This window comes from Streptomyces sp. NBC_01092 (assembly GCF_045039535.1).
Classification (GTDB): Bacteria; Actinomycetota; Actinomycetes; order Streptomycetales; family Streptomycetaceae; genus Streptomyces.
The window spans coordinates 6,921,816-6,936,428 of the sequence record NZ_CP108659.1 but is presented as its reverse complement, the minus strand read 5'-3'; the positions used below and the strand labels follow the sequence as shown (position 1 = coordinate 6,936,428).

12 protein-coding genes are annotated in these 14,613 nt (G+C 70.8%); 4 read left to right on the top strand and 8 right to left on the bottom strand.

The annotated features are described in order from the left end of the window. The first annotated feature begins 22 nt into the window (after positions 1 to 22). The 4 genes from OG254_RS31720 (at position 23) to OG254_RS31705 (ending at position 5,319) form a co-directional block, all read left to right on the top strand. Positions 23 to 844, top strand: coding sequence for a hypothetical protein (locus tag OG254_RS31720; RefSeq protein WP_351189322.1), 822 nt, complete (start codon positions 23 to 25; stop codon positions 842 to 844). Positions 845 to 865: 21 nt separating this feature from the next. Further along, positions 866 to 2,809 (top strand): fumarate reductase/succinate dehydrogenase flavoprotein subunit, encoded by a 1,944-nt coding sequence (locus tag OG254_RS31715; protein WP_405588493.1) that lies wholly within the window; start codon positions 866 to 868, stop codon positions 2,807 to 2,809. Further along, entirely contained in the window at positions 2,806 to 3,582 is a 777-nt protein-coding gene (locus OG254_RS31710) for a succinate dehydrogenase/fumarate reductase iron-sulfur subunit (RefSeq protein ID WP_147993515.1), read from the top strand. The genes OG254_RS31715 and OG254_RS31710 overlap by 4 nt, the downstream gene beginning before the upstream one ends. Positions 3,583 to 3,645: 63 nt before the next feature. Continuing rightward, positions 3,646 to 5,319: a hypothetical protein gene (locus OG254_RS31705; protein ID WP_405588490.1), complete on the top strand. Its 1,674-nt coding sequence runs from the start codon at positions 3,646 to 3,648 to the stop codon at positions 5,317 to 5,319. A gap of 30 nt (positions 5,320 to 5,349) precedes the next feature. On the opposite strand, the gene OG254_RS31700 is transcribed toward OG254_RS31705, so the two are convergent. The 8 genes from OG254_RS31700 to OG254_RS31665 all read right to left on the bottom strand — a co-directional run bounded on the left by OG254_RS31700 (position 5,350) and on the right by OG254_RS31665 (position 14,560). Beyond that, positions 5,350 to 8,238, bottom strand: coding sequence for a SpoIIE family protein phosphatase (locus OG254_RS31700; RefSeq protein WP_405588487.1), 2,889 nt, complete (start codon positions 8,236 to 8,238; stop codon positions 5,350 to 5,352). Between the two features lie 307 nt (positions 8,239 to 8,545). Continuing rightward, on the bottom strand, positions 8,546 to 8,977 hold the full coding sequence (locus OG254_RS31695; RefSeq protein ID WP_405588484.1) for an ATP-binding protein: 432 nt from the start codon (positions 8,975 to 8,977) through the stop codon (positions 8,546 to 8,548). A gap of 98 nt (positions 8,978 to 9,075) precedes the next feature. Further along, positions 9,076 to 9,474, bottom strand: a complete 399-nt coding sequence (locus tag OG254_RS31690; RefSeq protein WP_405588482.1) for a (deoxy)nucleoside triphosphate pyrophosphohydrolase — start codon at positions 9,472 to 9,474, stop codon at positions 9,076 to 9,078. Positions 9,475 to 9,504: 30 nt separating this feature from the next. Beyond that, positions 9,505 to 9,696 (bottom strand): SPOR domain-containing protein, encoded by a 192-nt coding sequence (locus OG254_RS31685; RefSeq protein ID WP_405588479.1) that lies wholly within the window; start codon positions 9,694 to 9,696, stop codon positions 9,505 to 9,507. Between the two features lie 399 nt (positions 9,697 to 10,095). Continuing rightward, positions 10,096 to 10,848 (bottom strand): GntR family transcriptional regulator, encoded by a 753-nt coding sequence (locus OG254_RS31680; RefSeq protein ID WP_405588476.1) that lies wholly within the window; start codon positions 10,846 to 10,848, stop codon positions 10,096 to 10,098. Between the two features lie 159 nt (positions 10,849 to 11,007). Next, a complete protein-coding gene (locus tag OG254_RS31675) occupies positions 11,008 to 12,240 on the bottom strand; it encodes a DUF4190 domain-containing protein (protein ID WP_405588473.1) in 1,233 nt (410 codons plus the stop codon). 199 nt (positions 12,241 to 12,439) lie between these two features. Further along, a complete protein-coding gene (locus OG254_RS31670; protein ID WP_405588471.1) occupies positions 12,440 to 14,020 on the bottom strand; it encodes a S8 family serine peptidase in 1,581 nt (526 codons plus the stop codon). Between the two features lie 141 nt (positions 14,021 to 14,161). Next, positions 14,162 to 14,560, bottom strand: a complete 399-nt coding sequence (locus OG254_RS31665; protein WP_405588468.1) for an ATP-binding protein — start codon at positions 14,558 to 14,560, stop codon at positions 14,162 to 14,164. Positions 14,561 to 14,613 lie beyond the last annotated feature (53 nt).

The window sequence follows — 14,613 nt, the reverse complement described above, 5'->3', positions numbered from 1 at the left end:
CTGACCCGACCGGAGTCATGCATTGGCCACTGGTACGGAACCCCATCTGAACAGCGGCGGCGTACGAACCGCTACGCGCGCCGCGATCACCGCCCCGCACCTGCGGACCGACCGCTGGTGGCTGGCTCCGGCCGTCACCGCGGCCGGTCTGCTGGCGTTCATCGTGTACTCGACCTGGCGGGCCTTCGCGAACGCGGACTACTACGCGGCGCCGTACGTCTCCCCGTTCTACTCGCCCTGTCTGGCGGAGAACTGCGAGCCCATGCACGCCGGGCCGAACTGGGACCTCTTCGGGAGCTGGTGGGGCATCTCCCCCGCGATCATCATCCTGATCTTCCCGCTCGGCTTCCGCCTGACCTGCTACTACTACCGCAAGGCCTACTACCGCGGCTTCTGGATGTCGCCCCCGGCCTGCGCGGTGGCTGAGCCGCACAAGAAGTACTCCGGTGAGACCCGCTTCCCGCTGATCCTGCAGAACATCCACCGGTACTTCTTCTACGCCGCGCTCCTGGTCGCCGGGATCCTGTCCTACGACACGGTGCTCGCCTTCCGCGACGAGAACTACGAGTGGGGCCACATGGGCCTCGGCACCCTCGTCTTCCTCCTCAACATCGCGCTGATCTGGGCGTACACCCTGTCCTGTCACTCCTGCCGGCACATCGTCGGCGGCAAGCTCAAGCACTTCTCCAAACACCCCGTGCGCTACCGCATGTGGCAGTGGATCGGAAAGCTGAACGCCCGCCACATGCAGCTGGCGTGGGCGTCGCTGGTGAGCGTGGCGCTCGCCGACTTCTACGTCTATCTCGTCGCGTCCGGGGTCTTCGACGATCCGCGCTTCTTCTAGATTGAGTGGGGACTGAAACCAATGTCCGTGGTCGAACGGCAGGAGTGGGACGTCGTCGTGGTCGGCGCCGGGGGCGCGGGCCTGCGTGCGGCGATCGAGGCACGTGAGCGGGGCGCCCGTACCGCCGTGATCTGCAAGTCGCTGTTCGGCAAGGCGCACACCGTGATGGCCGAGGGCGGCATCGCGGCGGCCATGGCCAACGCCAACGAGCACGACAACTGGCAGGTCCACTTCCGCGACACCATGCGCGGCGGCAAGTTCCTCAACCAGTGGCGGATGGCCGAGCTGCACGCGCAGGAGGCGCCGGAGCGGGTCTGGGAGCTAGAGACGTGGGGCGCGCTCTTCGACCGTACGAAGGACGGCCGGATCTCGCAGCGCAACTTCGGCGGCCACGAGTACCCGCGCCTCGCGCACGTCGGTGACCGCACCGGCCTGGAGCTGATCCGCACGCTGCAGCAGAAGATCGTGTCGCTGCAACAGCAGGACAAGAAGGAGACCGGGGACTACGAGTCCCGGCTGAAGGTGTACCAGGAGTGCACGGTCACGAGGATCCTGAAGGACGGCAGCCGGGTGTCGGGCGTATTCGCGTACGAGCGCGAATCCGGCCGCTTCTTCGTCCTGGAAGCCCCCTCCGTCGTGATCGCGACGGGCGGCATCGGCAAGTCCTTCAAGGTGACGTCGAACTCGTGGGAGTACACGGGCGACGGCCATGCGCTGGCACTTCTCGCCGGGGCGCCGCTGCTCAACATGGAGTTCGTGCAGTTCCACCCGACGGGCATGGTCTGGCCGCCGTCGGTGAAGGGCATCCTGGTCACGGAGTCGGTGCGCGGCGACGGAGGGGTGCTGCGCAACTCCGAGGGCAAGCGGTTCATGTTCGACTACGTCCCCGACGTCTTCAAGGAGAAGTACGCCGAGTCGGAGGCCGAGGGCGACCGCTGGTACGAGGACCCGGACAACAACCGGCGCCCTCCCGAGCTGCTCCCGCGCGACGAGGTGGCGCGGGCCATCAACTCCGAGGTGAAGGCGGGGCGGGGTTCCCCGCACGGCGGGGTCTTCCTGGACGTGTCCACCCGTATGCCGGCGGAGGTCATCCGGCGTCGTCTGCCCTCCATGTACCACCAGTTCAAGGAGCTGGCGGACGTGGACATCACGGCGGAGGCGATGGAGGTCGGGCCGACCTGTCACTACGTGATGGGCGGCATCGCGGTCGAGTCGGACACGGCGGCGGCGCGTGGCGTACCGGGCCTGTTCGCGGCCGGTGAGGTGGCCGGCGGCATGCACGGCTCGAACCGCCTCGGCGGGAACTCCCTGTCCGACCTGCTGGTGTTCGGCCGCCGGGCCGGCTGGCACGCCGCCGAGCACGCGGCCGCGCGGGCCTTCGAACGCCCCGAGGTCAGCGATCTGCAGATCGACACGGCGGCCGCGGAGGCACTGCGGCCCTTCTCGGCGGAGGGACCGTCGGGGGCCGAGGACGACGGACGCCCGCCGGAGAACCCCTACACCCTGCACCAGGAACTCCAGCAGGCCATGAACGACCTCGTCGGCATCATCCGCCGTGAGGGCGAGATGGAGCGGGCGCTGGAGAAGCTCGCCGACCTGCGCGTACGGGCCCGTCGAGCCGGTGTGGAGGGCCACCGCCAGTTCAACCCCGGCTGGCACCTCGCGCTCGACCTGCGCAACATGCTGCTGGTCAGCGAGTGCGTGGCGCGGGCCGCGCTGGAGCGCACGGAGTCGCGCGGCGGCCACACCCGCGAGGACCATCCGACGATGGACCGCAAGTGGCGCAACATCAACCTGCTGTGCGACCTGGCCGACCCGACGGGCGGCCTCGCGGCCACCGACCCGGAAGGCGGCCAGATCAATCTCAGCCGGGAGACCACCGAACCCATCCGCCGGGACCTGCTGGCTCTCTTCGACAAGGAGGAGCTGGTCAAGTACCTCGCCGAGGAGGAGCTCTACCAGTGAGCAGCTACGAGGCCCGCTTCAAGGTGTGGCGGGGGGACGTCCAGGGCGGCGGCCTGGAGGACTTCAAGGTCGAGGTGAACGACGGTGAGGTGGTCCTCGACATCATCCACCGCCTCCAGGCCACCCAGGCACCCGATCTCGCCGTCCGCTGGAACTGCAAGGCGGGCAAGTGCGGTTCGTGTTCCGCCGAGATCAACGGGCGACCGCGCCTGCTGTGCATGACACGGATGTCGGTGTTCACGCGCGAGGAGACGATCACGGTCACCCCGCTGCGGGCGTTCCCCGTCGTACGGGACCTGGTCACGAACGTCGGCTTCAACTACGACAAGGCGCGTCAGGTCCCGGCCTTCGTACCGCCGGAGGGGGTGGCCCCCGGCGAGTACCGCATGATGCAGGAGGACGTGGACCGCTCGCAGGAGTTCCGCAAGTGCATCGAGTGCTTCCTGTGCCAGGACACCTGCCATGTCGTGCGCGACCACGAGGAGAACAAACCGGCGTTCGCGGGCCCGCGCTTCCTGATGCGGGTCGCCGAACTGGACATGCACCCACTGGACGCCGCCGCCGATTCCGGCCTGGACCGCAAGAAGGCCGCCCAGGACGAGCACGGCCTCGGCTACTGCAACATCACCAAGTGCTGCACGGAGGTCTGCCCCGAGGGCATCAAGATCACGGACAACGCCCTGATCCCCCTGAAGGAACGGGCCGTGGACCGCAAGTACGACCCACTGGTGTGGCTCGGCTCGAAGATCAGGAGGCGCTCCGCAGCGGAGTGAGGACCTGGCCCCGGTGACCCATCCCGGTCGCGCGAGGGCATTGCTGCTCATACGCTCCGAAATGTGACGTCATCCTTGATCCGGGGCCGGCCGCGGCGTGGCCGCTCGCACATATCCGTGCGGGTGGTGCACGCCCTGGTGGGCGGGCTGGTCGGGGTGGTGTGGCTGGTGTTGCCCGGCATGACGGTCGACGGCGGAAACGCGGTCGCGGGCGGGGCGGACCGGCCCGTCGCCGGTGCGGTGGGGCAGGGGGAGGACGAGGGCGACGGGGGGACTTCCGCCGTGGACTTCGTGATGCCCGTGGTGGCCCTGGTCGCGGCCGGGGTGCTCGCGGGGTACGGGTTCGTGCGGCGCAGGCGGCGCGCGCGGGATCGTACGACTCCCGGTGGCGCGCCGGTTCAGGCCGCGGAGCCTGCCGCCGGGGAACTGGATGAGCGGGCGCAGGCCTCGCTGGTCGCGGCCGACGACTGGGTGCGGGTCAGCGCGGAGGAGCTGGGGTTCGTCGCGGGGCGGTTCGGGGCGGGGGACGCCGAGCATGTGGAGCCCTTCGCACGGGTCCTGGCGGACGCGCGGGCCGAGTTGGCGGTCGCGTTCCGGATGCGGTGGCAGTACGAGGGCGGCGTGCCGGAGGAGGCCGCGGCTCGGCGCCATGCACTGGCCGGGATCGTCGGGCGGTGCGAGGAGGCGGGGCGGCTGCTGGACGGGCAGGCCGCCGCGTTCGATCAGGCGCGGGGGCTGGAGGAGGGACTGGGCGGGGGGCTCGGGCATGCCCTGGTCGTCGCCGAGGGGCGGTTCCGGGAGCTGACCTGGCGGACCTCGGGCGCGGGCACGGTCCTGGGCGAGCTCGGCGAGCGGTACGGCCCCTCCGCGACCGCCGCCCTCGCGGGCCATGTCGAGCAGGCCAAGGACCGGCTGGTGTTCGCCACCACGCAGCTCAACCACGCCCGCCAGGCGGCCGACCTCGGAGACAACGGACGGGCCGCGGGCCGGCTGCGCGCCGCCGAGGGCGCCATCGCCCAGGCGGCGGCCTTCATCGACGGCGTCGAACGGCATGCCGGGGAGCTCGCGCGGGCCGCGGGCATGGTTCCGGCAGCGCTGACCGGCGGTGAGGTGGAGATCGCGGGGGCGCGGGAAGCGCGCAGGTGGGTGAGAAGCCCGTACGCGGACATCCCTCCCGGCGAGCTGCGCGCCCGTGTCGTCCATGCCGACCTCGTCCTGGCCGGCGTACGCGAAGAGCTGACGTCGGGGCGGCCGTACGACCCGCTCGACGTGCTGCGGCGGATCGTGCGGGGTGTGGCGCCCGTCGCCGCGGGGCGGGCCGGGGTGATTCCGGCCGCCGCCGTGGTGTGCGCGCGCAGTGCGGTCACCGGTGCGGACGACGTCGTCGCGACGCATCGGGCGGCGGTGGGCGGCGAGGCACGCACCAGGCTGGCCGAGGCCCGGCGACTGCTCGCTCCCCCGGCGCCCGCGCCGGCCGGGCGGGCGCCGCGTGCGGAACTCGCCGACCTCGTCTCGGCCGACACCCTGGCCCAGCAGGCCCACGAGCTGGCCGAACAGGACATCCGCCTGCGCGGCCACCCCGCCGATGTCCCCGGCCACGACATCACCGGCCGCACCGGAGCGCTCCTCGGCGGCATCCTCCTGCCGAGCATGCCGGACAAGCCGGCCGGCGGCCCACCCCCCAGCTTCGGCGGGCCTCGCAGCCACGACCGCCGCCCTGCCCCGACCGACGCCTGAGCCGACCCGGCCCTCCGGCTCGGAACAGACTCAGAACAGACTCAGCAACGCCTCCGCCGGATCCGTGAGGCCGTTCTCGCCGTCCGGCAGCGGTAGTTCGAACCACACCGTCTTGCCGCGTGGCGTGCGGCGGGAGCCCCATGCCGCGCTGAGCAGGCCGACCAGCTGGAGGCCCCGGCCGCCCTCGTCCGTGTCGCGGGCCCGGCGGCGGCGGGGCTGGACCAGGCCGGAGTCCCAGACCTCGCAGACCAGGGTGCGGTCCAGCAGGAGGCGGAGTCTGATCTCACCCTCGCCGTAGCGCAGGGCGTTGGTGACCAGTTCGCTGACGAGGAGTTCCGTCGTGTCGACGAGGGGTTCCAGGTCCCAGGACTGGAGCCGGCCGCGGGCGTACTCGCGGGCGCGGCCCACGCTGCGCGGTTCGCGCGGCAGGGTCCAGTCGCCGACCGAGTCGGCGGGCAGGCCCTGGACACGTGCCATCAGCAGCGCGATGTCGTCCTCGCCGTGGTGGGAGTCGAGGGTGTTGAGGACGTGGTCGCAGACGTCCTCCAGGTTGGGATAGGTGTCGGCGCGCGGCCCCGTCGTCGAGGTGGGCTGGTCGGGCGACGGGCGGGCAGGGTCGGTGAGCGCTCCCACGAAGGCCTGGAGGCCCTCGTCCAGAGGGTGGTCGCGGGACTCGACCAGTCCGTCCGTGTAGAGCGCCAGCAGCGCACCCTCCGGCAGCTCGACCTCGACCTCCTCGAACGGCTCCCCGCCCACGCCCAGCGGCATCCCCGGCGGCACGTCGAGCATCAGCGCCGACTCCCCCGGCTCGACGAGGACCGGCGGCAGATGGCCGGCGTTCGCGAAGGTGCAGCGGCGCGTGACGGAGTCGTAGACCGCGTACACGCAGGTCGCCAGGTACACCTCGGACAGGTCCGCCTCACGGGGGCGGCGGGCCGCGCGGGTGGCCTGCTGGACGCCGCCGGGGGCGCCGAGGCCGCGTGCGATCTCGTCCAGCGCCGAGAGGACTTCCGCCGGTTCGAGGTCGAGCAACGCCAACGTGCGGACGGCGGAGCGCAGTTCGCCCATCGCCACCGCCGCGCGTAGACCTCGGCCCATGACGTCGCCCACGACCAACGCCGTGCGGTGGCCCGGTAGTTCGATGACGTCGAACCAGTCGCCGCCCACCTCGCTGGGCCGGTCGGCGGAGGAGTTGCCCGGCAGGTAGCGGCACGCGATGTCCAGGCCGGAGGCGACCGGGTCGCCGGGCGGGAGCAGGGACCGTTGCAGTATCAGCGCCCGCTCGTGCTCGCGCCGGTACAGCCGGGCGTTGTCGATGCACACCGCGGCACGCGCGGCCAGCTCGACCGCCAGGTCCCGGTCCCGGTCGCCGAACGGCTCGCTGCCCTTCGTCCGGGCGAACTGCGCCAGTCCTACGACCGTGTCGTGGGCGACCATCGGCACGGCGAGCGTGGACTGCACGAGGCCGCCCTCCTCGCCGGGCAGATGCCGGGGCCGGGCGGTGCGCAGGGCGTCCGCGCAGGGCGAGTTGAAGGGGTAGTGGTGCACGGCGCCGACCGGGACGGGGGCGCCGCCGCCCACGAGGGGCGCGTCGGAGACTGCGCTGGCGAAGGCGACTCGGCGCAGTTCCGCGCTGCCGTCGGCGTGCCCGGGCGGGGTCTCGTCGCCGGCCAGGAGGCCCTGGTAGAGGTCGACGGTGGCCAGGTCGCAGAAGCCGGGGACGACGACGTCGAGGAGTTCGCGGGCCGTCGTCTCCAGATCGAGGGAGTTGCCTATGCGGGCACCGGCCTCGTTCAGCAGGGCGAGATTGCGCCGGGCTGAGGCGGCCTCGCGGGCGGCGGCGCGGCGGGCGGTGATGTCGATTCCGAGCCAGGCGATGCCGATGGGGCGGCCGCTGCCGCTGTGCACCCGGTAGAGGTTGACGGACCAGTGGCGGCGTTCGTCGGAGCCCGGCAGGAATCCGGTGACGTGCATGTCCGTGATGGAGTCGCCGCTCTCCAGGACGCGGCGCAGGGTGGCCGCGACGCGCTCGGCCTCGGAGCGCGCCAGATAGTCGTGGACGTCCTTGCCACGGTGGTCGTCGGGTTTGCCGCCGAACAGGGAGGCGAACCGCTGGTTGGCCCGGCGCACCCGCAAATCCGGGTCGATCAGCACGAAGCCGAACGGAGATTGACCGAAAATCGCCTGCGAGGCTGCGAGGTCGGTCTCCATCCGGCGCAGGGTGCGCACGTCCACGACGATGCACACGGCGGCCTTCTCGCCGTCCTCGGTCCGCGTCGGCATGACGTACACCTCGGCGAGGCCCTCCTGACCGGGCCGGCCGTCGGCGTCGTCCGGCGCCCGGAAGGGGACCACGCCGGTCCACTCCCGCCCGTCGAGGATCTCGGCCATCTTGCGCTGGCCGTGCTCGCGCAGGTCCGGGTCGACGAACGCCTCTATGGGGTCCATGCCGACGGCCCGCTCGGCGGGGATGCCGAAGACCTGCTCGGCGCGCAGGCTCCACTGGTCGACCAGGCCGTCGGGGCCGATGGAGAAGGACGCGACCTTGATGTAGTCGTAGATCGAGCCGGGCGGGCTGCTCTGCCAGACGGGGTCGCCGGGGCGGGGCTCGTCGAACGGGAACGCCGGGTCGGAGGCGAGTGCGCCCCGGACCGTGCCGACGTCGCTGGAGGCCTGCGTGTCGCTGGACGGTCGCGTGTCCCTGGAGGCTTGCGCGTCACGGGAGTTCCGCATGTCACGGGAGGTCTGGACGTCGCCGGAATGCCTGGTGTTCCCCGAGACGCGTGTGTCCCGAGAGGACCGTGTGTCCTGAGAGGCTTGCGAGGCCTGTGTGTCGTGGGACCGCTCGTCCGCGGCCCTCGTCCTCGCGCCGTCCGACGGGTCCTCGGACTCCGTGGCCTTCGCTGGTATCTCGCTCACGCGAACCGTCCCCTCCAGCTCACCGCGCCCGGCACCGGTCACCGGCGGCGGCTGCCCGCAGTATCCAGCACTACGGCCCCGCACAACACGGTGTTCACGATCACAGCACGGTCCCGATGGTTTTCGGTCCCGGCCGCAGAAACACTTCCAGACTTCTAACCAGCGGACACGCAGTCGAATCACGCATCGCGACAACTGCCACTGGCCTGAACCATTCGTTCGACAGCGCGAGGGGCGTCGTACACGGCGATGGACGACTACTGACGGGTTGTACAGGGCCCGTGGACCCCCGGCGCAGCGCGCGGGGTCAGTCCGGCACCGCGAGCTCGAACCACACCGTCTTGCCCGTGTTCCGTCCGGGTCTGGTGCCCCAGCGGCGCGACGAGTGCGCCACGAGCTGGAGACCGCGACCGCTCTCGTCCTCGAGATGAGGGATGCGTTCGCGGGGCGGGTCCGGGAGCGGGTCGGAGACCTCGACCAGGAGGACGTCACCGAGGCGGGCGGGGCGCACCAGCCGTACGCCGATGGGGCCCGTGGCGTGCCGCAGGGAGTTGGTCACGAGTTCGCTGACCAGCAGCGCCGCGATATCGGCGAGGCTGTCCAGCTTCCAGGCGTACAGCCTGCCGCGGACGGCGGCACGGGCGGCCCGCACGGCACCCGCCTCCGCGGGGAAGCTCCACTCGGCGCACTCGCCTTCGGTGTCGATCACGCCGATCACTTCCCAGGCCAACGGGTTCACCTATGTCCGGTTTCACAGGGTTAATGGGCACATACCCGATATTCATGGGCCGGTACCGTGCGAAACGTAGAGGACACGTCAGGAATCCGGGAAGTTCCTCAGGGCTTCAGCCGCGCCGCCACCTCCCGGACGGCAGGCACATCCTGGTCCAGCCAGTCCACGTCCCAGAGTTCCCCGGGACCCAGCCAGCGCAGCTCGTCGTGATCCTGGAGGGGCTTGGGTTCACCCGTTCCGGGGAGGAGGCGGGCCGTCCACACGTGCAGGACGTAGGGGGATTTCAGGGGCCAGGCCCCCGGTACGCGCTCGACCACCTCGGCGTCCACGCCGAGTTCCTCGCGCAGCTCGCGCGCGAGCGCCACCTCGGGTGTCTCGCCGGGCTCGACCTTGCCTCCGGGCAACTCCCAGCGCCCGGCCAGTTCGACAGGCGCACTGCGGCGCGCTGCGAGAAGGCGCTCTCCGTCCAGCAGGGCGGCGCCGACCACGATCCGTTCCGTCATGCGCCGGAGCCTACGGGAGCTCAGGGGCGGTCAGTTGTCCGCGCTGTCGCCGTTCTGCGAGATCCGCTCGACCCAGTAGAGCTGCTTGTGACCCCGGCTGTCGAGGCTGTCCGCGATCTTCTGGGCCTCGGCCCGGGTCGCGTACCGGCCGACGCGATAGCGATTGCCGTTGTCGTCCTGGCGGACGACGAGCCAGGGAAGAGTGATCGTGCTGTCGCTCATCGCGCCCCACCGCCCCTTCCCGCCCACGCCAGGCCGCTCGCCCCCGCCCGGCACCGGCAGCTCGCTCCCGCGCACCACCGACCGAGTCCCGCCCGCGGTGTGTGCCGTGCCCCGCCCGATAAGGAAACCGCAATCCGCATATGCCCGAGCCTACGCCTAACCTTTACGCAGCGAATACGCCTTTTCACAAAGAGGTACGCAACCAGCCAAGTCGCAGGGGGCGCACGGCATCGAACGCGCCGTGCGGAGACCTCGATGCTTCCGGTCACAGGCATGCCACGCACGCCCGTGACGACCTGCGAAAACGGCCAGATTCCAACGGCGAGGCAAGAGGCGGAAGTTGAGGCCCGGGCGGCCGCAACTGCCGTGAAGGTGTGCGCTACCTCACCAGTGGGCGCGCTACTTCACCGGGAGGTGGTACGAGACTCGGTAGCGGTCGGCGGGAATCACCACGTCCGCCGTCTCCACCGGACGGCCCGACGCGTAGTAGGTGCGCTGGACGACGAGGACCACGTGACCCGGGACGCCGCCCAACGTCAGCAGTTCCTCCGCGAGGCCGGGGCGCGCGCCCACCTCCTCCGTCACGTTGTCCACGACGACGTCGATGGCCGCCATGCGCTCGACGACGCCCATGCCGCCGAGCGGGCCCTCCTCGGGCAGCATCACGGGGGTGCGGCCGGTGACGGCGAGGGGCTCCCATGAGGTGGACAGCATCATCGCCTCGCCGGCGTCCCGGAAGAGATAGCGCGTGCACATCACGCGGTCGCCGGGCCGGATGCAGAGCCGCTCGGCGACGGCGACGCTGGCCTCGGCCTGCTCGCTGCGGGACTCCCAGGTGCCGCGCACCTCGCCGTCGGCCTGCTCCTGACGGAAGGGGGTGGCGCCGCTCGGCGGGCGGAATCCCGAGCGGGCGACCCGGCGGGGCACGGGCCGCTCCCGGACGTACGTCCCGGAGCCGGAGCGGCCCTCGACCAGGCCCTCGGCCATCAGCACCTTGCGCGCTTCCAGCGCGACGGTGTCCGAGACGCCGTACTCCTCGCGGATCCTGGCCTGGGACGGGAGGCGGGTGTGCGGTGGCAGCGAACCGTCGACGATCTTCTTGCGGAGATCACCCGCGACGCGCAGGTACGCCGGCTGCTCACCGAAAGTCACTGGCCGCTCCCATCAGGTTGTACAGACAGCAACAGCCTGGCAACCATGAGTTGTCTCACGCAAGCAAAGGCCAGAGAATCACTCGATGTGATGACTTGTGCCCCCCGAGGGCTTTACGCAGGCACTTTCTCCCCGCTATAGCCGCCCTCACACCTCGGCTCACACATCGAGACCGCCGGCATCGGAGCCCTCGCCGCCACTGTCGGAGTCGTCCTCGTACATCGGTGCGGTGGTGTCCAGGCCCAGAGCCTTGCGGGCGGTGACGGTCGTGGGGCCGTCGACGTACTCGTACCCGTTGTCGTAGTGCGTGTAGTAGGTGTCGGCGTCCTTCGCCGCGGCCGCCTTCGCCCACTCCCTGCGGGCGGCCTCCATCTCCTCGACCAGGTCGGTGACCGGCTGCTTCGCGTCCGGCTGCCAGCTGTGCCCGCGCAGTGCCTCGATCTGTTCGCCGAGCACGGCGTGGACGTCCTTGGCCCAGGCCTGGTTGGCCGCCAGGTCATCCTCGGGGTAGTCCTCGGGCTCCTCGTACAGCGCCGTGTCGACGGCGTTGGTCACGGAGAGGAAGATGCTCTGGTCCACGTCCAGGGTCGTCGGGTCGCTGCGCAGCGAGCCGGTCAGCTTGCCCTTCTCCTCCGTGCTGCCGAACAGGCAGGTGATCTCGCGGTCGCCGAAGCGCCAGCTCTGCCGGGACGGGATGAAGTAGTACACGTCCACGTCGTCCGGTACGGCCCAGGTGTCCATGGCGTAACCGTCCTGGAGGGCATAGCACTTGTCGTCGGCGGTCCGGCTGACCTCGTCGTCGCCGGGGTAGTCGCCGCCCGGCAGGGTGACGACCGCGAAGACCTCGCCGTCGTGCGGGGCGGAGCAGGACACCGTGTCGACGTCGTACGCGTCCCCCTCCAGGTTGCCCGTCGGCGAGTCGAAGCAGTCGCCCTTGGCGAGCGCGTAGGCGGTGCCCTCGCCGCTCGCCGCGCCCCTGAAGCCGTCCCAGAAGTCGGAGGCGCCGCCCGTGGACAGCGCCAGCGTCCACAGGACCAGCCCGACGGAGGACAGGATGGAACCGGCGATGGCCATGCCCTTGCCGCGCTCGCCCTTCTTCTTGATCTGCGCCAGCGCGATCAGCCCCAGCACCAGACCCACGGCCGGCACGAAGCAGAGGATGCCGAGGACGAGGGCGCCGATGGCGACGCCGTTGACGGGCACGGGGCGGCCGTAGGGGCCGTAGGGGCCGTAGGGGTGGTACCCGTACTGTCCCGGGGCGCCGGGTGGGCCGTAGCCGTACGGCGACGGCGGGGGCGACGGAGGTGCGTACTGCCCGTGCACGGACGGCCCTTGGGCCTGCTCCGGGGACCCTTGTGGCTGGTGAGGTCCGGGAGGCGGAGGTATGGACACGAGAACCGTGCTCCTGGTTCGAGCGGCAAGAACGGGCGTACGACTGGGCGAATGGTAAGCGGGGAACCAGGGGGATTGTCATGCCGGTGACGAATCCGACGATCCGGGCACGCCTCGTCCTCGCGGCGGGCTGGGTCAACGGACCCGGAGCCGTACCGCGAGGACGAGGAGGACTAGTGAGTCAGGGCCAGGACGAGGGCTAGAACTGCAGCGCCCAGGCGTCGATCCGCCCGGTGTCGATGTTCGCGTTGTCGCTGACGCGGAGCTTCCACGTGCCGTTGGCGGCCTCCGACGAGGCGTTCACCGAGTACGTGGTGTTGATGTTGTCCGAACTGCCGCCGGTGCCGTACGACTTCATCGTGTACGCCGTGCCGTCCGGGGCGATCAGCTGGACCTGGAGGTCGCCGATGTAGGTGTGCACGATGTGGACCTCGACGGCCAGGGCCGAGGGCGCGTTGCCGGCGACGCCGGAGACCGTCACCGGGGACTCGACCGTGGAGTTGTCGTTGATCGCGTAGTCACCGGTGTTCTCGAAGCGCGGGCCGGGCGGGGTGGTCGTACCGCCGCCGACGTAGAGCAGACGGTTGGGCGAGCCGGTGCCCGGGCTGGTGACGACGCCGGTCGTGGCGGCGGACGTCAGGGCCGTGGAGACCTGGGCCGGGGTGGAGGTGGGGTGGTCGGCGAGGTACAGAGCGGCCGCGCCGGCGACGTGCGGGCTCGCCATGGACGTACCGGAGATGGTGTTGGTCGCCGTGTCGCCGGAGTTCCAGGCCGAGGTGATGGACGAACCCGGCGCGAACAGGTCGAGCACCGTGCCGTAGTTGGAGTAGCTCGCCTTGGCGTCGGTCGAGGTCGTCGCGCCGACCGTGATCGCCTCCGTGACCCGTGCGGGCGACTTGGTGGAGGCGTTGGTCGACTCGTTGCCGGCCGCTACGGCGAAGGTGACGCCGGAGGCGATGGCGTTGCGCACGGCCGTGTCGAGGGCGGTGTCGGCGCCGCCGCCGAGGGACATGTTGGCGACGGCCGGCTTGACCGCGTTCTGGGCGACCCAGTCGATACCGGCGACGACCTGCGCGGTCGTACCGGAGCCGGAGTTGTTCAGCACACGGACGCCGACGACCTTGGCCTTCTTGGCGACGCCGTACGAGCTGCCCGCGACCGTGCCCGCGACGTGCGTGCCGTGGCCGTGGCCGTCCTGGGCGGTGTTGTCGTTGTCGATGGCGTCGTAGCCGTAGGAGGCGCGGCCGCCGAAGTCGCTGTGGGTGATGCGAACGCCGGTGTCGATGACGTACGCGGTCACGCCCTGCCCGGCCGAGTCCGGGTAGGTGTACGAACTGTTCAGCGGCAGGTTCTTCTGGTCGATGCGGTCCAGGCCCCAGGAGGGCGGGTTGGTCTGGGTCGCGTCGATGTGGAACGTGCGGTTCTGCACGACGGAGGCGACCGCCGGGTCGGCGGCGAGCCGCTTCGCCTCGGCCGCGGAGGCCTCGATCGCGTAGCCGTTCAGGGCCTTCTTGTACGTCCGCTCGACGTCGGCGCCGTACTTCTGGACGAGGTCACGCCCCGCCTTGGAGCCGGAGCGGGCGTGGTCCGCCTTGAGGGTCACGATGTAGCTGTCGGCGACGGCGTTGGCCGCGCCCTGGTACTGGATGCGGCCCTCGGGTGCGGCGGCCGCGGCGGGGAGTGCGGAGACGAGGCCTGCGACGAGGGTCGCGGTGGCCGCTGCGCTGAGCGCGGCGAGTCTTCGCCTTGAGTCTCTGCGGGAGTTACGCATCACTGCCATCTGAGGGGTCCTCCTCAATCGGTGGTGCGCTTGTGGGGGTGACGCACGCTGACCGAGTGATCAGGAGCATGTCAATCAGCTGTGCTTTTCCTGTGCGTCAGCCGAAAGATTGAGGCCTCCACAGGAATTGCACAAGGGCCACTACACGGCGAACTCGGCCCAGACGACTTTGCCGGGGGTGCGGTCGGCCACACCCCACTTGTCGGCCAACGCGCCGACCAGCAGCAGGCCGCGGCCTCCCTCGTCCGGGTCGTCGGGGGTACGGGGGACTCCGGTTCCGCTGTCATGGACCTCGACGCGGATGACGTCGCCGTCGTAGCGGACGCGAAGGAGGAAGCCGCGGCCGGGTGGGACGCCGTGGAGGAGGGCGTTGGTCGCCAACTCGCTGACGCAGAGGAGGAGGTCGTCGGTGCGGTGCCAGTCGGCGAGGTTCCAGTACCTCAGCGACCACGCCGTCAACTGCCTGGCGGCGGGGATGGATCGGCGGTCGCGAGCGTAGAACTGGTCGCGCTGGCAGGGGAGTTCGTCGGTAGCGTTCATGGGACGAATGTTGCGCGGAGTCACTACCGTCGATCAGTGCGCGAGCTCGTACA